The 20,317-nt window shown below is 73.0% G+C and carries 22 protein-coding genes, 1 tRNA gene and 1 pseudogene; 13 read left to right on the plus strand and 11 right to left on the minus strand.

What is annotated here, in order from left to right:
• Nucleotides 1-116: 116 nt before the first annotated feature.
• The 4 genes and pseudogenes from ACQP2H_RS16310 to ACQP2H_RS16325 form a co-directional block, all read right to left on the minus strand.
• Nucleotides 117-551: an arsenate reductase ArsC gene (locus ACQP2H_RS16310; protein WP_219462268.1), complete on the minus strand. Its 435-nt coding sequence runs from the start codon at nucleotides 549-551 to the stop codon at nucleotides 117-119.
• Nucleotides 552-582: 31 nt separating this feature from the next.
• The gene (locus ACQP2H_RS16315; protein ID WP_433233555.1) at nucleotides 583-1,062 is read right to left on the minus strand and encodes an N-acetyltransferase family protein; all 480 of its coding nucleotides are present in this window, start codon (nucleotides 1,060-1,062) and stop codon (nucleotides 583-585) included.
• A gap of 59 nt (nucleotides 1,063-1,121) precedes the next feature.
• Nucleotides 1,122-1,850 (minus strand): annotated as a pseudogene (locus ACQP2H_RS16320) (aquaporin); the annotation flags it as partial.
• Nucleotides 1,847-2,227 (minus strand): ArsR/SmtB family transcription factor, encoded by a 381-nt coding sequence (locus ACQP2H_RS16325; protein WP_374197501.1) that lies wholly within the window; start codon nucleotides 2,225-2,227, stop codon nucleotides 1,847-1,849. The gene ACQP2H_RS16325 and the pseudogene ACQP2H_RS16320, both read right to left, overlap by 4 nt.
• Nucleotides 2,228-2,303: 76 nt before the next feature.
• On the opposite strand from ACQP2H_RS16325, the gene ACQP2H_RS16330 reads away from it, so the two are divergent.
• Nucleotides 2,304-2,750, plus strand: a complete 447-nt coding sequence (locus ACQP2H_RS16330) for an ArsI/CadI family heavy metal resistance metalloenzyme (RefSeq protein ID WP_357536654.1) — start codon at nucleotides 2,304-2,306, stop codon at nucleotides 2,748-2,750.
• 10 nt (nucleotides 2,751-2,760) lie between these two features.
• On the opposite strand, the gene ACQP2H_RS16335 is transcribed toward ACQP2H_RS16330, so the two are convergent.
• A complete protein-coding gene (locus ACQP2H_RS16335) occupies nucleotides 2,761-3,336 on the minus strand; it encodes an HD domain-containing protein (protein ID WP_433227929.1) in 576 nt (191 codons plus the stop codon).
• 505 nt (nucleotides 3,337-3,841) lie between these two features.
• Here ACQP2H_RS16335 and ACQP2H_RS16340 point away from each other — a divergent pair.
• The 10 genes from ACQP2H_RS16340 to ACQP2H_RS16385 all read left to right on the plus strand — a co-directional run bounded on the left by ACQP2H_RS16340 (nucleotide 3,842) and on the right by ACQP2H_RS16385 (nucleotide 13,266).
• Nucleotides 3,842-5,011, plus strand: coding sequence for a helix-turn-helix domain-containing protein (locus tag ACQP2H_RS16340; RefSeq protein ID WP_433227930.1), 1,170 nt, complete (start codon nucleotides 3,842-3,844; stop codon nucleotides 5,009-5,011).
• A gap of 330 nt (nucleotides 5,012-5,341) precedes the next feature.
• Nucleotides 5,342-5,617: a hypothetical protein gene (locus ACQP2H_RS16345; RefSeq protein ID WP_363823548.1), complete on the plus strand. Its 276-nt coding sequence runs from the start codon at nucleotides 5,342-5,344 to the stop codon at nucleotides 5,615-5,617.
• Nucleotides 5,618-5,801: 184 nt separating this feature from the next.
• Entirely contained in the window at nucleotides 5,802-5,948 is a 147-nt protein-coding gene (locus ACQP2H_RS16350) for a hypothetical protein (RefSeq protein ID WP_433227932.1), read from the plus strand.
• Nucleotides 5,949-5,998: 50 nt separating this feature from the next.
• Nucleotides 5,999-7,162, plus strand: a complete 1,164-nt coding sequence (locus ACQP2H_RS16355) for a helix-turn-helix domain-containing protein (RefSeq protein WP_433227934.1) — start codon at nucleotides 5,999-6,001, stop codon at nucleotides 7,160-7,162.
• A gap of 59 nt (nucleotides 7,163-7,221) precedes the next feature.
• Nucleotides 7,222-7,743: a hypothetical protein gene (locus tag ACQP2H_RS16360; RefSeq protein WP_433227936.1), complete on the plus strand. Its 522-nt coding sequence runs from the start codon at nucleotides 7,222-7,224 to the stop codon at nucleotides 7,741-7,743.
• 26 nt (nucleotides 7,744-7,769) lie between these two features.
• Nucleotides 7,770-8,438, plus strand: a complete 669-nt coding sequence (locus ACQP2H_RS16365) for an AMIN-like domain-containing (lipo)protein (protein ID WP_433227938.1) — start codon at nucleotides 7,770-7,772, stop codon at nucleotides 8,436-8,438.
• 134 nt (nucleotides 8,439-8,572) lie between these two features.
• The gene (locus ACQP2H_RS16370; protein WP_363823559.1) at nucleotides 8,573-9,253 is read left to right on the plus strand and encodes a response regulator transcription factor; all 681 of its coding nucleotides are present in this window, start codon (nucleotides 8,573-8,575) and stop codon (nucleotides 9,251-9,253) included.
• 12 nt (nucleotides 9,254-9,265) lie between these two features.
• Entirely contained in the window at nucleotides 9,266-10,666 is a 1,401-nt protein-coding gene (locus tag ACQP2H_RS16375; protein ID WP_433227940.1) for an ATP-binding protein, read from the plus strand.
• Nucleotides 10,663-11,571, plus strand: coding sequence for a Gmad2 immunoglobulin-like domain-containing protein (locus ACQP2H_RS16380; protein WP_363823564.1), 909 nt, complete (start codon nucleotides 10,663-10,665; stop codon nucleotides 11,569-11,571). Before ACQP2H_RS16375 ends, ACQP2H_RS16380 begins: the two co-directional genes overlap by 4 nt.
• A 204-nt stretch (nucleotides 11,572-11,775) precedes the next feature.
• Complete coding sequence (locus ACQP2H_RS16385; RefSeq protein ID WP_219462292.1) at nucleotides 11,776-13,266, plus strand: MFS transporter; 1,491 nt, start codon at nucleotides 11,776-11,778, stop codon at nucleotides 13,264-13,266.
• A gap of 84 nt (nucleotides 13,267-13,350) precedes the next feature.
• Here the strand turns inward: ACQP2H_RS16385 and ACQP2H_RS16390 are convergent.
• Together ACQP2H_RS16390 and ACQP2H_RS16395 are read right to left on the minus strand one after the other, a co-directional pair.
• A tRNA-Arg gene (locus ACQP2H_RS16390) sits at nucleotides 13,351-13,423 on the minus strand.
• Nucleotides 13,424-13,454: 31 nt separating this feature from the next.
• A complete protein-coding gene (locus tag ACQP2H_RS16395; RefSeq protein WP_219462295.1) occupies nucleotides 13,455-14,654 on the minus strand; it encodes an RtcB family protein in 1,200 nt (399 codons plus the stop codon).
• Nucleotides 14,655-15,270: 616 nt separating this feature from the next.
• On the opposite strand from ACQP2H_RS16395, the gene ACQP2H_RS16400 reads away from it, so the two are divergent.
• Nucleotides 15,271-16,056 carry an alpha/beta hydrolase gene (locus tag ACQP2H_RS16400; RefSeq protein WP_219462297.1) on the plus strand — a complete coding sequence of 262 codons (786 nt, stop codon included), beginning with the start codon at nucleotides 15,271-15,273 and terminating at the stop codon, nucleotides 16,054-16,056.
• 73 nt (nucleotides 16,057-16,129) lie between these two features.
• On the opposite strand, the gene ACQP2H_RS16405 is transcribed toward ACQP2H_RS16400, so the two are convergent.
• From ACQP2H_RS16405 to ACQP2H_RS16415, 3 genes are all read right to left on the minus strand, one after another.
• Nucleotides 16,130-16,636 carry a DinB family protein gene (locus ACQP2H_RS16405; RefSeq protein WP_219462299.1) on the minus strand — a complete coding sequence of 169 codons (507 nt, stop codon included), beginning with the start codon at nucleotides 16,634-16,636 and terminating at the stop codon, nucleotides 16,130-16,132.
• 224 nt (nucleotides 16,637-16,860) lie between these two features.
• The gene (locus ACQP2H_RS16410) at nucleotides 16,861-17,703 is read right to left on the minus strand and encodes a M15 family metallopeptidase (RefSeq protein WP_308290759.1); all 843 of its coding nucleotides are present in this window, start codon (nucleotides 17,701-17,703) and stop codon (nucleotides 16,861-16,863) included.
• The gene (locus ACQP2H_RS16415; RefSeq protein WP_433227944.1) at nucleotides 17,700-18,929 is read right to left on the minus strand and encodes a D-alanyl-D-alanine carboxypeptidase family protein; all 1,230 of its coding nucleotides are present in this window, start codon (nucleotides 18,927-18,929) and stop codon (nucleotides 17,700-17,702) included. The genes ACQP2H_RS16410 and ACQP2H_RS16415 overlap by 4 nt, the downstream gene beginning before the upstream one ends.
• 228 nt (nucleotides 18,930-19,157) lie before the next feature.
• On the opposite strand from ACQP2H_RS16415, the gene ACQP2H_RS16420 reads away from it, so the two are divergent.
• Nucleotides 19,158-19,388, plus strand: coding sequence for a hypothetical protein (locus tag ACQP2H_RS16420; RefSeq protein WP_219462300.1), 231 nt, complete (start codon nucleotides 19,158-19,160; stop codon nucleotides 19,386-19,388).
• A gap of 141 nt (nucleotides 19,389-19,529) precedes the next feature.
• On the opposite strand, the gene ACQP2H_RS16425 is transcribed toward ACQP2H_RS16420, so the two are convergent.
• The gene (locus ACQP2H_RS16425; RefSeq protein WP_308290761.1) at nucleotides 19,530-20,309 is read right to left on the minus strand and encodes a peptidylprolyl isomerase; all 780 of its coding nucleotides are present in this window, start codon (nucleotides 20,307-20,309) and stop codon (nucleotides 19,530-19,532) included.
• Nucleotides 20,310-20,317 lie beyond the last annotated feature (8 nt).

Raw genomic sequence — 20,317 nt, forward strand, 5'->3', positions numbered from 1 at the left:
TCCCAGCGCCCGCCGACCACCGGCAAACCATTTAGGGCCTTCGAACGAGGTCGGTCACCAGGCCTGTCGGCGGGAGCCTCCACTGCGCTCGTGACGCGGGAGCCACCGGTGTCCGGTCAGGCCTCGATCCTGGCGTCAGGGGTCAGGTCGTCGAGGAGCCGGGCGACGTACTGGCGGATCTCGTCGCGGACCTCGCGGACGACGGACAGCGGCTGGCCGGCGGGGTCAGTGAGTTTCCAGTCCTCGTAGCGTTTGCCGGGGAAGACGGGACAGGCGTCGCCGCAGCCCATCGTGATGATCACGTCGCTGGCCTCGGCGGTGTCCCAGTCGAGGATCTTCGGCTCTTCGGCGGTGATGTCGATGCCGACCTCACGCATGGCGTCGACCGCGACGGGGTTGACGTGTTCGGCGGGTTCGGAGCCGGCGGAGCGGACCTCGACGGTGTTCCCGGCGAGGTGGCGCAGCCAGCCGGCGGCCATCTGGGAGCGGCCGGCGTTGTGGACGCAGACGAACAGCACCGATGGCGTGGTGGGCCGGGCGGGGGTGCTCATGGGTGGTGGACCTCTTCCGGTGCTGACGTGGCTAGGTGATGGTGGGGCTGCGGCGTTCGATGAGGATGACGTCGCGCCATCGGTCGTGGTGGCGGCCGAGGCGTTCGCGTACGCCGATGGTGCGGAAGCCGCAGGCGTGGTGCAGGGCGAGGCTGGCGGTGTTCTCGGGGAAGACCCCGGACTGGATGGTCCAGATGCCGGCCTGTTCGGTGGAGTCGATGAGTCGGTGGAGCAGGAGCCGGCCGACGCCTCGTCCTCGGGCGTCGGGGTGGACGTAGACGGAGTGCTCGACGACCCCGGCGTACACGCACCGGTCGGACACCGGGGTGCACGCGACCCAGCCGAGTACGCGGTCGGCAGCCGGGTGGTCGACGGCGACCCAGCGGTGTTCGGGCAGGCGGGTGGCGGTGAACCGGGCCCAGGTGGGTGGTTCGGTCTCGAAGGTGGCGTCGCCGGTGGCGATCCCGTGCCGGTAGATGTCGAGCACCGCCGAGGCGTGCTCGTCGGTCATCGGCACGAGATCGGGGCGGGGCGGTCGGACGCCGGTCATGAGGCGGCCCGTTCCGGCTGCGCCGGTGACAGCTCGACCGCCACGCCGTCCGGCTGTCGAACCGTCGGATACCACCAGGTGGTCGCGGCGACCGCGATCCCGACGGCGGCGAGCTGCGCGGCGACGAACCCGGCCGCCGAGGTGGGGGCGATGCCGGCGAAGGTGTCGGTGAACATGCGGCCGATCGTGACGGCCGGGTTGGCGAACGAGGTGGAGGCGGTGAACCAGTAGGCGCCACCGATCCACGCCCCGACCGCCGCCGGAGCGACCGCGTTCCGGCGGGCACGGGTGAGGGCGGCGATCAGCAGGAGGAGCCCGGCGGTCGCGACGACCTCGGCCAGCCACAGTCCGCCCCCGTCCCGCTGACGGGTGGAGATCGTGACGGCGGGCAACCCGAACATCAGGTGTGCCAGCACCGTGCCGCCGATCGCACCGAGCACCTGCGCCACGACGTACGCGCCGAGATCACGGGTCGACAGACCCGCTCCCGTACGGCGGGCCTGCCACCAGTCGGCGAGCGACACGACGGGGTTGAGGTGGGCACCGGACACCGGGCCGAAGATGAGGATCAGCGCGCCGAGGGCGAACGCGGTGGCGATGCTGTTCTCCAGCAGTTGCAGCCCCACATCGCCCGGCGACAGGCGGGTGGCGGCGATCCCGGAGCCGACCACGGCGGTGACGAGCAGGCCGGTGCCGACCAGTTCCGCCGACGCCCGACGCAGCACGGCGTGCGGCGGGTCGGGCGTCACCGGGTCGGCCCGGTCGACGCAACGGCAGCCGAGACGTCCAGGAGCTGGGACAGGACGGCGAGGCGGGCCGGGACGATCCAGTAGTAGACCCAGGTGCCCCGGCGCTGGCAGTCGATCAGCCCGGCCTCGCGCAGCACCTTCAGGTGGTGGGAGATCGTCGGGCCGGTCAGGGTGAACGCGTCGGTCAGCTCGCACACGCACACCTCGCCGCCGGCCCGCGCGGCGATCAGGGACAGCAGCCGCAGCCGTACCGGATCACCGAGGGCCTTGAAGCCGCGTGCCAGACCGGCGGCGGCGTCTTCCGTCAGGGCCTCGGTGACCATCGGCGCGCAGCAGGCCGACGGGTCGGCGAGGACCGGCAGTTGTTGTCTCGACACCCGTCTAGTTTGACAAGCATCAAACCAGAGTGCAATCCTCTGCCTAGATAGTTATCTAAACAACCGGAGGTGTGGGATGTCCCGCGTCCAGCTCGCCCTGCGCGTCTCCGACCTGGAAGGGTCGATCGCGTTCTACTCGAAGCTGTTCGGCACCGAGCCGGCCAAGCGGCGGCCCGGCTACGCCAACTTCGCCATCGAGGAGCCGCCGCTGAAGCTGGTCCTACTCGAAGGCACCCCGGACCAGGCCACCGCGATCGACCACCTCGGGGTCGAGGTGTTCGACGGCGCGCAGGTCACCGCCGCCACCGACCGACTCACCGAGGCCGGGCTGATCACCCTGACCGAGAACGACACCTCCTGCTGCTATGCCCTCCAGGACAAGGTCTGGGTTCGCGGCCCCGGCGACGAGCGCTGGGAGGTGTACGTGGTCAAGGGCGACTCCGACCAGTACGGCACCTCCGCGCAAACCCCGCCCGCAGCCGACGACGAAAGCACGTGTTGCGAGACCACGTCCCGCAGCTGACGCCTGGGGGCTACACCGGGGGCGGGGTGAGCCAGCCGAGGGGTTGACCGCTGAGGGCGGCGTCGGCCAGGCGGTGCGCGCCGGCGGTCCTCAGTGCCACGCGTGAGCTGTCGATCCAGCGTTGGACGTCGCCGATGCCCTGGTGGCGGTATTCGACCGCCTGAACGAGGCATTCCAGCTTGTCGGCGTCGCGGGCGACGATGGCCTCAGGTGTCTCGCCCGCTTCGTACTCGGCGACGGCGGCGTTGACGAGGTCCGCGACGGCCGGCGGGCAGGCAGCGACCTGGTCGGCGGTGACCGTGGCGTTGGGTGCGGCGGCGAGATAGCGCCTGGCGATGTGCGGGATGTCGGTGATCCGGGTTTCCTGGGTGTCGTGCAGGACGCACAGCATCGACACCCGGGCCGGGTCGGCACCTTCCATGGCGGCGAGCATCATCCCGATCAGCGCGGTCCGGAACGAGTGGTCAGCAATGGATTCGGGGTCTTTGACGCCGGCGAACCACCAACCGGTGCGGGCAGCGCGCTTGAGTACGCCGGCCTCGAAAATGAAGCGCATGACTCCGGCCGCGTCGTGGTCGTCGTTCATCTGCCTGCCCCTGTGCCGGTGACTCCGTCTTCTCGCAGGCTGTAGACGATAGAGGTTGGTTCTTCGGCTGCTTGCACAGTTCCTCTTGATCGATCCGGATCATTCGTTCGGGATGCGAAGGTCGATCCGTGGGGTCAGCGCCCACGTTCGGGCCGAGTGGCCCAAGCCGCAGCGGCGGCGCAAAGCATGAGGCAGACGAACAGGCAACTTAGCGCGCCACACAGCAACATGACCCCAGCCCCGATGCCCTCCATGGGCATCAGCGTAAGCACTCAGCCAGCCGTGCTCGCAGCGTGCCCCATGCAGCGGTCAACGCCAATCAGGTGCGGCGCACTCGACGGGCCGAATAGATCATCTCGACTTAGGGTGATGTCCGTGGACGGACCCCAACGGAACATCCGGAAGTTGCAGGCGAGGGGGACTCGGCGCGCGGCATGTCGGGGTACCGTCCGACGATGTGGCGGCCGGTTCGGTTGCCTGGGCCTCGTGATCTTGGAGTGGCGCTATGGCCTCGTCCGTCGATCCGCGCTTCGGCGCAGCTCTGCGTGAGTTTCGGCAGCGGCGAGGGTTGTCACTTCGCCTCCTGGGACAGCTTGCTCATCGGAGCAAGAGTCATCTGCACGAGTTGGAGGCGGCGCTCAAGGCTCCGACGGTCGACACTGCGCGTCACCTCGACCGGCTCCTCGAAGCGGGAGGTGTGCTTGCTCGGTTGGCGGATGCGCCAGTCGACCACGCGGCCGAGGCCGGTGAACTGCGAGCGAGGGTTGCCGCCAGCGATGTCAGCGCGGACGTGCTCGATCGGATAGAGCAGGGCGTCGACGATCTGGCCAGTTCCTATCCGACGATGGCCCCGGCGGATCTCCTGCCGTTGGTGCGGAGGCATCTTTCGTACGTAGGGCGGCTGCTGGACGGACGGGTGACGCTCGCGCAGCAGCGGCGGTTGCTGGTTGCCGGTGGCTGGCTGGCGGTGCTACGAGCGACGGTTCACATCGATCTGCGGCAGCGGACTGCTGCGGTCGCTCACCTGCGAGCTGCTCGTGATCTTGCCGAACATGCCGAGCATGGCGAGATCCAGGCGTGGTGTCTCGAAACCCGGGCCTGGGACGTGTTGACCCAAGGTGACTACCGGGCAGCACTCGATCTCTCCCGACAAGCGCAGCGAGTCGCTCCGAAGGGGAGTTCCGCCCGCATTCAGGCGACTGCTCAGGAGGCCCGCGCGTGGGCGCGGATCGGGGACGTCGGTGCGACCCGGCGAGCGTTGGACCGGGTGGAGCGGCTGACGGCGAATCTGCCCGTTCCAGAGCGGGCCGAGCACCACTATCGCTACGACCCGGCCAAGGCCGCCGCCTACACGGCCACGACTTTGGCGTGGGCGGGTGACCCCGGTGCCGAGCAGGTGGCACGGGCGGTGCTGACCGAGTTGGACCCGGACGGCGACGGTGGAGCACGGCCCCGCCGGTCCGCGTCGGCCCGCCTCGACCTCGGTCTCGCCCTGGTCGCCGCCGGTCAGCCGGACGAGGCGGTTGCCCTGGGGGCGCAGGCGGTGACGTCCGGACGGGTGGTGCCCTCGAACTGGTGGCGGGCTGCGGAGTTGTTGGCCAAGGTGGAGCAGTCGGGAGCACCAGAGGCAGCGACACTGCGTGACGCGTGCATGGAGTACGCACCTGGGCGGTAGCCAGCAGCGGACAGGACACTCGGTTAGCGGACGTTCACCCTCTGGATCGGTGGCCTGCCTGGCGTGACGCTGGACCTCAGTGAAGCCGGGCGCGGAACGAGGCACGTCAGCAGGTGCCCCCGTGCTCTGAGGACGGGGGGCCAGCCACATGACGGTGACCAGCGGCGCGGAGCAGGCGATCCTCGCGGTCCAGCTTCGCGGGCTCGACGGTTTGTGTGTCGGTTGTCGAGTGTGGTTGGCGCGGCTGTCGGTGTACCCGTGTTGGCAGGTGGACTGGGTGACCAGCCGGCAGGGCCGGGTACGCGTCGCTCTGTTCCCTGGCGGTGTGCGGTGACCAGCCACGGCCCGGTGCTGCCGATCTGGAGCTGCGGCGGATGCGACCGGCCCTGGCCGTGTCAGACCCGCCGGCAGGAACTGCGTGCCGAGTACGCCGACGCGCCGGTGTCGCTGGCCCTCTACCTCGGGGCCTCCTTCGTCCAAGCGGCCGAGGACATGCCCTGGGCACCTGCCGGCCCCCTGCACGGCCGCTTCATCGGCTGGACCAGGCAGCCGCGAGAAGTACAGCAGCGACGTGCCGCAACCGTGCCAGCCGAAGCCGACTGGTAGTAGCGCCACCGGGCCGCACGACCTCGGACGACACCCGACCCGACCGGCCTGCCGACAGTTCACACCCGGGATCGACCCCACGGAGGAACAGCCCGATGCAGCAGGAGTCTGTCGTAAACCCCTGGTCCCATCACCACACCCGGGCAGGCAGTCCCGCCGCCGGGGCCGGAAAGCGGGGGCGCTCGTGATCTCCAACGTCCTGTCGATGGTGTTCGGGGGGTTGGTGCCGGGCTTCCTGCTCGGGTTGCTCGCGTTCCGGGTCAAGTCCCGGTGGTGTCCCCGCTGCGGCGAGTCCACCCACACCATGCCGGTGCCGGGGCACGACCGGTGACCGGCCCCGGCCGGCAGCGCACGGGCAGCGAGCCGCCGATCGGACGGAGGATGGCCGAGTTACGGGCCCGCCGGGGCATGAGCCAGCAGGTCTTCGCCGACCGGATCGGCAAGTCGAAGAGCTGGGTCGACAAGGTCGAACGGGGGGTGCGTACCCTCGATCGGCTCTCCGTCATCGAGACGGTGGCCGGAGCGCTCGGCGTCGCGCCACAACTCCTGCTCACCGGTCGGCACCCGCCGGCACCGGTCACCGACGTCGGTGCCGCCGTGGAACGGATCCGGGCCGCCCTGGCCCGGCACGACGCTCCGGCGTCCGCCCCGGTCGGGGCGGCGGTGCGGCAGCTCGACGACCAGGCGGGCTACGCGTGGACGGCGTACCGCAACGGGCAGCACCCCCAGGTGTTGCGGATGCTGCCCGGCCTCCTCGTCGACAGCCGCCACGCCTGCCACGTCAGCCTGGTGGACCCGCCCGTGCTCGCTCTGCTGGTGCGGGTCTACCGGCTCACCGCCCAGACACTGGTCAAGCTCGGCGACGCACACCTGGCCTGGCTGGCCGCCGACCGCGCCATGATGGCCGCCACCCGCGGTGACCCGATGCGGATCGGGCTCGCGGCGGTGTCGCTCGCGCAGGCGCTCCGCGCGCTGCGGCGGGGCCGGCTTGCCACGAACGCCGCGCTCACCGCCGTACGCCAACTCGACCCGGCGGTGACGCACGGCCACCCGCCGGCGGCGGCCCTGACCGGGACGCTGCTCGTCGAGGCCGCCCTCGCCGCCGCCGGTCACGGCGACGCCGTCACCGCCCACGACCTGACCGAACGCGCCGCCCACCTCGCCGCCGACCACGAACGGTACGACCAGGACGGCGTGACGTTCGGCCCCACCAGCGTCGACCTCGCCCGTGCCCTGACCGCGACCCGCCTCGGCGACCACCATCGGGCCGTCGCCCTGCACCGCCGGGCCACCGACCAGGAGGGTTGGCGGCGGCTCCCCGCCGAACACCGCGCCGCCCACCTCATCGACATCACCCGGGCCCACCTCGACCTCGGTGACCACGACGCTGCCGGGCGGGCCCTGGTCACCGCCGACCACATCGCCCCCGCCGAAATCCGCGCCCGCCCAGCCGCCCGGGCCGCCCTGACCGCCGTGCTCCGCGCCGGCCCCACCCCGGCCGACGTCACCCGCCTCGCCGCCACCATCGGCTTGACCCGCCCCTGACCTGTGCACCTGGTGGCCGGACCAGCCATGGATCTCCTGTGGGGCAGCACAATGACGGCATGAATCTTGCCGTGGTCCGTGCGGATGTCGCCGTGATCGACGATCTGTTGCGGTACATCGCCGAGCGCCCGGTCGACCTCAACGATCCGAACTGGATGGCCGAGCTCCGGCAAGCGCCGCCGCCGCTGGAAGAAGCCGGGGTGGTGGCCGAGGCGTCCGCCGCGCTCGATGCGCTGTTGGAGGCGTACGAGACCGGCGCAGCGCCGGCCCGTGCGGAGGTCCGAGACATCTTTCGGGCCTACCCCTCCTTCCGCTGGGCCGCCCACCTACCGGTGGCGTGGAATTCGGTCGGAGAGTTCCGTCGACGACTCGTCCATGTCTCCGCGATGGATCAGGGTGCCGATCCGCGCGACGAGCTGATGGCGATCTGGTCGCTGTGCAACCGAGCCCGCGAGTGCGCCATCGACGTCGAACCGGTGCTGCGCGAGGTGGCGAACCTGTCATCCGACGCGGATCTCCACGGGTTCGGCTCGATGCAGATGCTGATCATGCGAGGGCTGGAGGTACACGACCTCGGCTAGAAATCGCGACAGGGAGCCTGGCGCGGTTGTTGCCCCGCTGTTACGTCACGGTGCGGGCGCTGTGGCACGGGTGGCGCACCGTCGACCTCGACCGGCCACCGTGGCCGGACACCGTCGACCGGGAGGACACCATGCGTACCACGAGGACCCTGATGGCGGTCACGGCCGTGCTGGCCGTGCTGCTCACCACCGTCGGTACGGCGACCGCCGCCGGCCGGCTCCGCGCCGGCGTCACCGCCGCGCCCTACTGCGGGATCACCTGGGGCAGCACCGGGAAGGCCGGGGGCGACCTGAACCCGGCCCCACTGCTGACCACCCGCACCGGCCAACAGGACTGCTACGACCGGCTGGTCTTCGAGTTCGACGGGAACGCCGACGGCTACTCGGTCGGCTACGGCGAGGTGTTCACCGAGGGGCAGGGGTTGGCGATGTCGCCGTACACGGCGGGCGGGGCGGTGCTGCGGGTGCAGCTGCGGGAGCCGACCGTGGGCTACCCGTACCGGGCCGGCGACCACGTGGCGACGGTGCTCGGCTACCGCACCCTGCGCGACGTCGTCTACGGCGGCACCTTCGAGGGTTACAGCACCTTCGCCGTGGGCGTCCGGGCCCAGTTGCCGTTCCGGGTGCTGCTGCTCGCCGGCCCCGGCACGCACAGCCGGATCGTGCTGGACATCGCCCACCAGTGGCAGGAGTGACAGCCCGCCAGTGGCAGGAGTGAGCGCTCGTGGCAAGCGACCACCGGGCCGGGAGGCCGGCACCGACCGGCCCCCCGGCACCGACCGTTGCGCCGGGGCGGGACCGGCCGTCCCGGCACTACGCTGAGGACGTCATGGACGGCCGGGTGCTGCTGGTCGAGGACGATGCCTCCATCCGGGAGGTCACCGCCCTCGGGCTGCGTCGGGCCGGGTTCCGGGTGAGCACCGCCGTCGACGGTCGGGCCGCGCTGGCCGCCTGGCGGGCCCAACCCGTCGACCTGATCGTCCTGGACGTGATGCTGCCCGGCCTCGACGGCCTCCAGGTCTGCCGGGAGATCCGGCGCAGCAGCCAGGTGCCAATCCTGATGCTCACCGCGCGCGCCGACACCATCGACGTGGTGGTCGGCCTGGAGTGCGGGGCCGACGACTACCTGCGTAAACCCTTCGACCTGCCGGAGCTGGTGGCACGGGTCCGGGTGGCGCTGCGCCGGGGCGACGCCGGGCCCACCGAGCCCGTCCTGACGATAGGGCCGCTGGAGGTCGACCCGGGCCGGTTCGTGGCCCGCCGCGACGGTCGGGAGCTGACCCTCACCGCCACCGAGTTCCGACTGCTGCTGGAGCTGGCCCGCCGGCCCGGTCAGGTGTTCACCCGGGAACTGCTGCTGGACCGGGTCTGGCGGCACTCCCACCTCGGCGACTCCCGGCTGGTCGACGTCGCGGTGCAACGGCTGCGGGCCAAGGTCGACCACGACCCGGCCGCACCCCGGTTGGTCCGCACCGTACGCGGGGTCGGCTACAAGCTCGACCCGGCGTGACGGGAGGACACCGTGGCCGCCCGGGACGCCGTACCGCCGGGACGGTTGCGCCGCCGGCTGACCGTGGCGTTCCTGCTCGTCGCCGGGGTCTCCGCCGGGACGCTGGCCGGTGGGGCGTACCTGATGCTGCGGCAGGCCCGGTTGGACGCCTCCGTGCAGCGCGCCGCCGCCGACGCCCGCTACCAACTGGTGCTGGCCGGCCAGTTCACGCCGCTGACCGAGGCCCGCCGCGCCGAGCTGCTGGCCAGCTTCGAGGGCACCGGCCGGCACGTGCTGCTGGTGACCGACGACACCGTCGCCTCCGACCCGTCGTACGCCCCCTCCCCCGGCCCCGCGCTGCGGTCGGCCGTCGCCGCCGGTCAACTCGGCTACGAACGGATCGCCGCCGGTGACCATCGACAACTGCTCGTGGTGGGCGGGCGGATTCCCGGTACCACCGCCGAGTTGTACGCGATCACCGACGAGACCGAGGTCGTCGGGGAGCTGACCCAACTCCGTACCGCGTTGCTGGTCGGCTGGTTGACGGTGGTGACCGTCGCCGCGCTGGTCGGCCACACCCTGGCCCGGCGCACCCTGGAACCGGTGGGCCGGGCCAGCCGGGCTGCCCGGGCCCTCGCCGAGGGGATGCTCGCCACCCGGCTGCCGGTGCGGGGCCGCGACGAGTTCAGCGACTGGGCGGCGGCGTTCAACGACATGGCCCAGGCGCTCCAGGAGACCATCGCCGACCTGTCCCAGGCCCAGGCCCGGGAGCGGCAGTTCACCGCCGACGTGGCGCACGAGCTGCGTACCCCGGTCACCGCGCTGGTGGCGGCGGCCTCGCTGCTGGCCGACCAGCTCGACGAGCTGCCCGGGGACGCCCGGCGGGCCGCCGAGCTGCTGACCTCGGACGTGGTGCGGCTGCGGGCCCTGGTCGAGGAGCTGATGGAGATCTCCCGCCTGGATGCCGGCGGCGAGCCGTTGGCCGTCCGGTCGGTGGACGCGCTGGCCCTGCTGCGCCTCCTCGTCGACGGGCACGGCTGGGCCGGCCGGGTCCGCGTCGACGGGGTCGCCGCCACCGTGCGGACCGACCCGCGTCGGCTGCGACGGGTGCTGGCCAACCTGGTCGGCAACGCCGTCGCGCACGGCGAGGGCACGCTGCGCGCCAGCACCTCGACCAGCGGCGGGAAGCTGGTGTACGAGGTGTCCGACGAGGGGCCGGGCATCGACCCGGTGCACCTGCCGCACCTGTTCGACCGGTTCTACAAGGCCGACCCGGCCCGGTCGGGGCGGGGCAGCGGGCTGGGCCTGGCCATCGCCCGGGAGAACGCCCGGTTGCTGGGCGGGCAGCTCACCGTGACCAGCACCGTCGGCGTCGGCACGACGTTCCGGTTGACGCTGCCGCACCACGGGCCACCCGGCGACGGTGGCCCGTGAACCGCCGGGCGGTCGTCCTGTTCGTCGCGCTCGCGGTGCTGACCGGCAGCTGTGCCGACGCCCGGTCCGGCACCCTCGGGCCGGCCCCCACCGCCGTCGCACCGGCCCACACCGCCACGGCCCCCGGCACGGCCGCACCCCTGCCGTCGGCTCCGACCGGCCGGCCGACCGCTCCCGACGACACCGGGCCGGCACCGGTGCCCCCGGCCGGCCCCACCGGCGGGGAACCGACCGGGACCGTCACCGTCGAGCTGTGGTTCACCAGGGACGGGACGTTGACGCCGACCCGGCGGACCCGCCCGGCGACGCCCGCCACCTCCCGGCTGGCACTGGCCGAGTTGGCGACCGGTCCCACCGCCGAGGAGGCCGCCGTCGGCCTGCGCACCGGGGTTCCGGCCGGGGTGGCGGTCACCCGGATCGACGGCGGCACCGCGACCGTCGTCACGCCCACCGCCTTCGCCGCCGCCGACGCCCCGCTGCTGCGGCTGCGCCGCGCCCAGGTGGTCTGGACGCTTACCCAGTTCCCCACCGTCCGCCGGGTCGTCTTCACCGGTGCCGACGCCGTGGTGCTCACCCGGGCGGACCTGGCAGACCTGCTGCCGCCGATCGTGGTCACCGAGCCGACCGTCGGCCGGCGGGTCAGCTCACCGGTCACCGTCGCCGGCACCGCCGACGTGTACGAGGCGACAGTGACCGTGCGGATCCTCGACGCCGCCGGGCGGATCCTCGGCACCGGCTTCACCACGGCCGACTGCGGCACCGGTTGTCGCGGCGACTACCGGAGCACCGTCGGCTACCGACTGACCGAGGACGGCGTCGGCGCGGTCGAGGTCTACCAGGTGTCCCCGCGCGACGGGGTCCCGGAGCACGTGGTCCGGATCCCCGTCCGGCTCGCCGCCGCCTGAGTCACCGACGCCGGCACACCGGGCCCGCCCGGGGCTCCGCACCCAGGTTCTCCGGCCGGCCCCGCGCCGTCGGCGTCGTTGCCCCGAAAGTGCGACCGGCTCCAGATCCGGCTGTGGGTCACCGACCCCGTCGATAACGTGAGGCCGAGATCGGCTCGGGTTTCCCCACCTCGGGCAGGTTCCCACCGTCACGGAAGGCGCGTCATGCCCGGTTCCTCCTCGGCCAGGCCGGGCGCATCCGACGCCGGGGCGTCGACTGCGGCGCACCCGCGACGCTGGCTGGTGCTGGCGGTCATCGCCGTCGCCCAGCTGATGGTCGTCCTCGACGCCACCATCGTCAACATCGCCCTCCCGCAGGCCCAGGCCGAACTCGGCATCTCCGACGCCGACCGGCAGTGGGTCGTCACCGCCTACACCCTGACCTTCGGCGGGCTGCTGCTGCTCGGCGGCCGGATCGCCGACTTCTGGGGGCGTAAGCGCACCTTCGCCACCGGCATGGTGGGCTTTGCGCTCGCCTCCGCCATCGGTGGCCTGGCCACCACCGGCACCCTGCTCTTCGCCGCCCGTGCCCTCCAGGGCGTCTTCGGCGCGCTGCTCGCCCCCGCAGCGTTGGCGCTGCTCACGGTGATCTTCACCGAGACGACGGAGCGGGCCAAGGCGTTCGCCGTCTACGGCGCCATCTCCGGTGGCGGCGCGGCCGTGGGTCTGGTCCTCGGCGGGGTGCTCACCGAGTACGCCGACTGGCGCTGGTGCCTGCTGGTGAACATCCCGATCGCCGCCGTCGCCCTCGCCGCCACGATCCCGCTGGTGCCGGAGAGCCGGGCGCACGGCGACACCCGGTACGACGTCCCCGGCGCCATCGCGGTCACCGCCGGGCTGGTCAGCCTGGTCTACGGCTTCACCAAGGCCGCCGAGGACGGTTGGGACGCCCCCGCCACCATCGGTTTCATCGCCGTGGGGGTGGTCCTGCTGGCGATCTTCGTGGTGATCGAGAGACGCTCCCGCCACCCGCTGCTGCCGCTGCGCATCCTGCTCGACCGCAACCGGGGTGGCGCCTACCTCGCCTCCACCCTGATCGGCGCGGGCCTGTTCGGCGCGTTCCTCTTCCTGACCTTCTATTTCCAGGTGGTGCTGCGCTACACCCCGGTCGAGGCCGGCCTGGCGTCGCTGCCGGTCACCGGGGGCGTGCTGATCGCCGCCGGGGCGGCCAGCCAACTGCTGCCCCGCCTCGGCGCGAAGCCGCTGATGCTGGCCGGGGCCGCCCTCGCCGCCGGCGGCATGCTGCTGCTCACCCGGATCGACGTTGACACGTCCTTCGTCACCCACCTGCTGCCCGCGCAGGTGGTCATGGGCCTGGGCCTGGGCTTCACCTTCGTGCCCCTGTCCAGCCTGGCCCTCTTCGGCGTGCCGGAACACGACGCCGGGGCGGCCAGCGCCACCCTGAACGCCACCCAGCAGATCGGCGGGTCACTGGGCACCGCCCTGCTCAACACCATGTACACAAGCGCGGTCACCGCGTACCTGGCGACCCGGGTGCCGGACCCGGTCACCCAGGTCCGGGCGTTGGTGCACGGCTACACCGTCGCCTTCGCCTGGGGTGCCGGGCTGATCCTGCTGTCCGGGATCAGCACCCTGCTGCTGATCAGGGTACGCCGCCACGACCTGGGCTCCGGGGGCATGACGCACCTGGGCTGAGCCCTCGCAGACCGCGCAGCGCCGGCCCGTGCACCGCAGACCGTGCACCGCAGACCGTGCGGCGCGGACGGGCCCCGCAGACCGTGCCCCGACCAGGATTCGAACCTGGGCTCTCCGGTTTCGTAGACCGGCGCGCTGTCCGCTGCGCCACCGGGGCTCACGACCGACGCCCGGGGGCGTCGGCCGGTCTAACCCTTCACACACACCACCTGCTTGAGGTGGGCCACCACCTCGACCAGGTCGTCCTGCTGCGCCATCACCTCGGTGATGTCCTTGTACGCGCCGGGGATCTCGTCGACCACCCCGGTGTCCTTGCGGCACTCCACCCCGGCGGTCTGCACCGCCAGGTCGTCAACGGTGAACGTCCGCTTCGCCTGCCCCCGCGACATCCGCCGCCCGGCCCCGTGCGACGCCGAGCAGTACGCGTCCTCGTTCCCCCGCCCCCGCACGATGTACGACCCGGTGCCCATCGACCCCGGGATGATGCCCAGGTCCCCCCGGCCGGCCCGGATCGCCCCCTTGCGGGTCACCAGCACGTCCACCCCGTCGTAGTGCTCCTCGGCCACGTAGTTGTGGTGGCAGGAGATCGGCTCCCCGTAGCTGACCTGCGGGAACGTGTCCCGCACCACGCCGCAGAGCAGGGCCAGCATGACCGCCCGGTTGCGCCGCGCGTACTCCTGCGCCCACCACAGGTCCCGCCGGTAGGCGTCCATCTCCGGGGTGCCGGCGAGGAACACCGCCAGGTCCCGGTCGGGCAGGTCGGCGTTGTGCGGCAGGGCACGGGCCACCCCGATGTGCCGCTCGGCCAACTCCTTACCGATGTTGCGGGAACCGGAGTGCAGCATCAACCAGACCTGCCCGGCGTCCGGACCGTCCTGCTCGACGCAGACCTCGATGAAGTGGTTGCCCCCACCGAGGGTGCCGAGCTGGTGCCGGGCCCGGCTCTCCAGCTGCGCCACCTTCCGGTCCAGGGTCGAGAACCGGCCCCAGAAGTCGTCCCAGCCACGCTGCTCCAGGCCCCGGACCCGGCGCGGGTCGACCGGGTCGTCCCGCTTGGCGAAGCCGACCGGCACCACCGCCTCGATCGCGCTACGCAGCGGTGCCAGGTTGTCGGGCAGGTCGGCGGCGGTGAGCGAGGTCCGGACCGCGCTCATCCCGCAGCCGATGTCCACGCCGACGGCGGCCGGCGAGACGGCCTGCCGCATCGCGATCACCGAGCCGACGGTGGCGCCCTTGCCGTAGTGCACGTCGGGCATCACGGCGACGCCCTGCACCCAGGGCAGCGCGCCGATGTTGCGCAACTGCTGCGCCGCCTGCGGCTCGATGCCGTACGGGTCGGTCCAGACCCGTACCGGCGCCTTCGTGCCCGGCAGCGGGGTGAATGCCATGATCGTTCTCCTCGTTCCTGGGAGCAGGGGGACAGGATTCGCACCTGCGACCGTCGGGTGTGGAATCCGGTGCGCTACCCGTTGAGCTACACCCCTCGGCGGGTGTCGGGGATCGAAAAAGCCGCCCGTTCCCCTGGTGGGGTGGGCGGCTGCGCAGGTCGCGCTGGCGCTATCCGCGCCGCCACCCCGATCGCCACCGACAACCCCGGGCTCGTTCGCCGGCTGTCAACAGCACGCCGCCGCGCGGCTGGGACCGCGTGGTCTCGGTGCTGAGGTACGGCGACACGGTGTGCTCCCCGGTTGGTCGGTGTGGCGTCGACGTCGAACCTAGGCGCGCACCCACCCGGGCCGCAACAGATATCGGTAGCTGCCGGCTATCGGGGCTCGCACATCCTGGACAGGATGTCGAGCCAGACGCTGCCCACGATGGCGACCGGGTAGGCCGCCTCCCGGACCTGCCCGTCGGCGGTCTGCACGGAGAGTGGATGCGTCGACCGGCCCGCGCCCGGGGGTGTCGAGGTCGATCACGGCGTCCTCGGTGGGCATGGCGACAGCCTAGGGCCGACGGCGGCGACGTCGTGTCCGGCAGGGCCGGCACGCGGTACGGTCCATGGCCATGGCATTGATGCGGTGCGAGTTCGACTCCGAGGCCCTGGGCATGAGCACGTCGATGACGGTGATCCTGCCGCAACCCGACCCGGCACGGCCGACGCCCACGGGGCCGGCCGACGCGGGCCCGCCGGTGCTCTACCTGCTGCACGGGCTCAGCGACGACGACACCGCCTGGACCCGCCAAACCTCGATCGAACGTTACGTGGCCCCGCTGGGTCTGGCCGTGGTGATGCCCCAGGTCGGCCGCAGCTTCTACACCGACGAGACGCACGGCAACCGGTACTGGACGTTCCTCACCGAGGAACTGCCCGAGGTCTGCCGGTCGTTCTTCCGGCTCTCCGACCGCCGGGAGGACACCTTCGTCGCCGGGCTGTCGATGGGCGGCTACGGGGCGGTGAAGTGGGCGCTGCGGCAGCCGGAACGCTTCGCCGCCGCAGCCAGCCTGTCGGGGGCGCTCAACGTCGCCCACCGCCGCTACAGCCCCGACCGGCCGCTCGACCCGGACGTCTGGCACACCGTCTGGGGTGACGCCCCGACCGCCGGCCCCGACGACGACACCGTGGCGCTGGTCGGCCGGGCCGGACCCGACACTCCCCCGCTCTACGTCGCCTGCGGCACCGAGGACTTCCTCTACGACGACAACGAGCGCTTCGTCGCCGCCGCCCGGGACCGGGGCGTGCCGGTGACCGTGGACTTCTCCCCCGGCGACCACGACTGGCCGTACTGGGACGCCACGATCCGCGACGTGCTGGCCTGGCTGCCGCTGCGCACCCGGCCCCCCGTCAGCTGAGCCGACGGGCGCGGCACCACCGACGGCGGCACCGCCACCGGGCTGCACGGCGCAGCGGCGCCACGGTGGGCGGTCAGACTCCCACGCTGCCGTCGACCGCCTCCCGCAGCAGGTCGGCGTGGCCGTTGTGGCGGGCGTACTCGTGCATCATGTGCAGCATCACCAGCCGCAGCGACACGTCCTCACCCCAGCGTGCCTGGTGGCCGGTGACGTCGAGCGAGGACGCCGCCAACTCGATACGTCGGGAGTGCGCCACCTCCCGCTGCCACGCCGCGAACGCCTCCGCCCCGGTGGACCCGGTCGGGTCGTACGCCTGCTGGTAGTCGCCGGTGTCCGACCAGAGCAGCGGCACGTCCTGCGCGTCGATCACCCGCCGGAACCAGGCGCGCTCCACCTCGGCGAGATGCCGCAACAGGCCGAGCAGGGTCAGCTGCGACGACGGCACGGCCCGCTGGCGCAGTTCCTCGTCGGTCAGGCCCTCGCACTTCATGGCGAGGGTGGCCCGGTGGAAGTCGAGGAAGGCACGCAGCGTCTCCCGCTCCCCGGCGAGCAGCGGCGGGCCGATCCGTTCGGTGGTCATGTCGGGTCCTTCACGGGACGGGACCGCCCCGGGCGGGCGGCCGGGAGCCGTCGGGCAGCCTAGCGGCCGATGGCTGCCCGACCCGCCGAAGTTCGTGCCGACCGGACGTGCGGGTGCTGGTCACCCGGCCGGCGTGGTGACGCGGCGGGCGCGGATCACACCGTCGGGTGGTGCCGGTGGTGGGCGTCCCGGCGACGTCCGTCCCGGGCCGGCGACCGGGCCGCTCAGCGGGGCAGGGACGCCCGGGCCACCGGGAAGTCGAAGTAGGTGTCGGGGTAGGGCTCGTCGGCGTACCGGTAGTGCCACCACTCCCGGTCGTAGTTGACGAAACCCTCCTGCGTCATCAGGCGTTCCAGCAGCTGCCGGTGGGTCCGGGCGGCCCCGGTGACCCGGGCGTCGGCGGTGTGCGCCAGCGGGTCGAAACAGTCGAAACCGGTGCCCATGTCGAGGCTGCCGTCGGCGAACCGTCGGTCGGCCGGGTCGGTGCAGGCCACCAGCGGCTGGCCCGGGGCGTACGAGGCGCGGGGCGGGGCCGGGCGGGGCTCCAGGGTCAGGTCGAGGGTGCTGCCCCGGCTGTGCGCGGTGGGGGCGCCGAGGTAGCCGTCGGCGAACAGCTTCGACTTGGCCACCCGGGGATAGAACTCCGCCTTCGTCTGCTGCGCTGCGGGGTCCTTCGCCCAGCGGACGAACTCGTCGGCGGCGCGCTGCGGCCGGTAGCAGTCGTACACCCGCAGGCTCAGCCGTTGGGCGCGGGCGGCGTCCTGCACCCGGCGCAACGCCTCGGCGGCGGTACGGGTGAGCAGGCACAACGGCTCGTCGTAGCCGTCCACCGGGCGGCCGACGAAGTTGTGCGGGCCGGCGTAGCGGATGTCCACGACGATGCTCGGGTCGACCTCGGACAGCAACACCACGTCGGTGGGGGCACGTGGTCCGGTCGGGGTGGGCGTCGCGGCGTCCGCCTGCGGTGCGGGCTGCGGTGGCCGGTCGCAGCCCACCGCCACGAGCAGCACCGTGACGACCAGCAACCGGGCCAGCACCCACCGGGGGTGCTCCGCCCCGCGTCTCACCGCCGTCGGCGGACGTCGTGGGGTCGGTGGCGCAGGGCGAGCAGCAGCCCGGCGAGCCCGGCCACGACGGCGGCCAGGGAGACCGCGACCAGCGGACGTGACCAGGGGTGACCGGACGGGTCGAGCCGGCCCGGACCACCGGCGGCGGCCAGCGGGGGCGGGGGGACGGCGGTCCCGGACGGGCCCGCCGTCAGCTCACCCGGGTTGACCAGTCGACCCACGGCCGCACCCCGGGGCACCCCGAACCCCCAGTCCAGCAGGGCCGCCCCCTGCTCCCAGCCCCGTTTGTCGACGACCTCCGCGCCGAGCAGGGTGACCACCAGCCGCCGTCCGCCCCGCTCGGCGGCCCCGACGTAGGTGTGCCGGGCCAGGTCGGTGTAGCCGGTCTTGCCGCCCAACGCCCCCGGGTAGCGGTAGAGCAGCTGGTTGTCGTTCTGGATCGGGAAGGCCTTCTCGCCCAACGCCGGCTGGGCCGGGATCATCGCCTCCCGCGTGGTGTCGTAGCGGCGGAAGGTGGTGTCGGCGAAGCAGGCGCGGGCGATCAGCGCCAGGTCGTACGCGCTGGTGAACTGGCCCGGCCCGTCCAACCCGGACGGGGTCACCGCGTGGGTCTGCAACGCGCCGAGCTGCCGGGCGTGCGCGTTCATCGCCCGCAGCCCACCGGGCAGCCCGTCGGGGCCACCGCCGAGGCGGGCCAGCGCGTTGGCCGCCTCGTTTCCGGACTTGAGCAGCAGGCCCAACCAGAGGGTCTCGATCCGGTACCGGCCACCCTCGGCGAAGCCCACGGCGGAGCTGCCGGGCTCGATGTCGAGGTCGCCGGGGGTGAGGGTGACCACCTGCCGGGGGTCGAGGGTCGGCAGCACGGTGGCGGCCAGCAGCAGCTTCTGCACGCTCGCCGGGGTGCCGTGTTCGTGCGGGCCGCAGCCGCCGAGCACGTCGCCGCTGTCCAGGTCGGCGACCAGCCAGGAGGTGGCCGGTACGGCGGGCGGCCTGGGTGTCCCGGCCGGCCGGACCTGGCCCGTGGTGGCCAGGGCGGGGCCGCCGACCGCCCGGTCGGCGGCCTCCGTGTGGGGCGGGACCGGTCGGGGCGGCCGGGACACCGCCGGCACCGGCGCACACGGACCGGTGGTCACCGCCCCGGCGGCGTCCGCCACACCGGCGGGTGCGACGACCGGCGACAGCAGCACGACGGCGATGACGGCGGCGGTACGTCCCCGAACTCTCACGCTGACGAAGGTAGTGACACCCGCCCCGCCGGTCCGGTGATCCGGCGAATCCCACCCGGTGGGGCGGCCGGGTCGCTAGCATGCGCCGGTCGACGGGGTGGCGCCGCCGGTCGGACCCGGGTCGGGGCCGATGGGCCGTGGCAGCTGCCAGCAGCCGGACGGCGGCGGGAGGTGTCGACGACGGTGGATGGGGGTAGCGGAGGGTAGGCACCGGTGAAGGAGGAGACCATGACCGATCCCCGTTACGCCCCGATCGGCCTCGCGGTCGGTAACGACCTGGTCGACGTCGACGACGTCGACACCCGTCCCGTGGTGGGTGCGGACGACGCCCGCGCCGACGCCGCCCGCGCCGGCGCGGAGGTGGACCTGTCCGACGGCACCCGGGACGGCGACGGCGTGCCGGTCGGTACGGCCGACGCGGACGCCGACCGGACCCGGGCGGCAGGCGAGCAGGGCTGACCGTCGGGCGGGGGTGGTCGCCCGCCCCCGCCCGGCAGGTGCGCCGGCCCGTCGGGCTGAGCCCGCACCGGCCGGCTCACCGGCGACCCGGGGTGCCCGCACCGGAGGGTGCGGTGGCCCGGGCCGCCGGGGCCGGACTGCTCAGTGGCCTCGGATCGCGCGGTGGATCTGCACCGGCAGGGCCGGGGCACCGTCCACCGGCGCGGGGTCCTCCGGGGTGGGCGCGATGCCACCGGCGGCGATCTTGTCCAGGGTCTTCAGCCCGGCCACGTCGATGGTGCCGAAGACGGTGTAGTTGGGGCGCAGCGCCGAGTCCGACTGGACCAGGAAGAACTGGCTGCCGTTGGTGTCCGGCCCGGCGTTGGCCATCGCGAGCGTGCCCCGGGCGTAGAGCCGGCGCACGCCGGTCGGGTCGGTCGGCGCGGGCGGCAGGTCGGTGGGCAGTTCGTCGCGGTAGCGGTAGCCCGGCCCGCCCTCACCCGTGCCGGACGGGTCACCGCACTGGAGCACCTTGAGCGTCGGGTAGGCGGTCAACCGGTGACAGGGCGTCCAGTCGTAGAACCGGTGCCGCGCCAGGTGCAGGAAGCTCTGCACCGTGCACGGGGCCTGCTCCCGGTCCAGGGTCAGGCCGATCGGTCCGTGGCTGGTGCGCAGGGTGACCCGGACCGTGCCCTCGTCCGGCGTCCGGCGCGGGTCCCGCGGCAGCGGCACCGGCCGGGCCGGTGGTTCGTCGGGCGTGGAGGTGTACGCGCACGGCCCCTTCGTGGTCCGGGCGGCGCTCGGCCCGTCGGCGGGCGCGGCGACGGCGGCGGTGCCACCGGCGACGACCAGTGCCGCCGAGGCCAGCGCCACCCCGGCGAGGCGGGTCAGCCGGCCGGCCGGACGCGACCCGGCGGCGAACGGTCGGGGTTCACTCGACACTGTGGTCC

It is taken from the genome of Micromonospora sp. CA-248260 (assembly GCF_050942205.1).
In the GTDB taxonomy this organism is placed as follows: Bacteria; Actinomycetota; Actinomycetes; order Mycobacteriales; family Micromonosporaceae; genus Micromonospora; species Micromonospora antibiotica.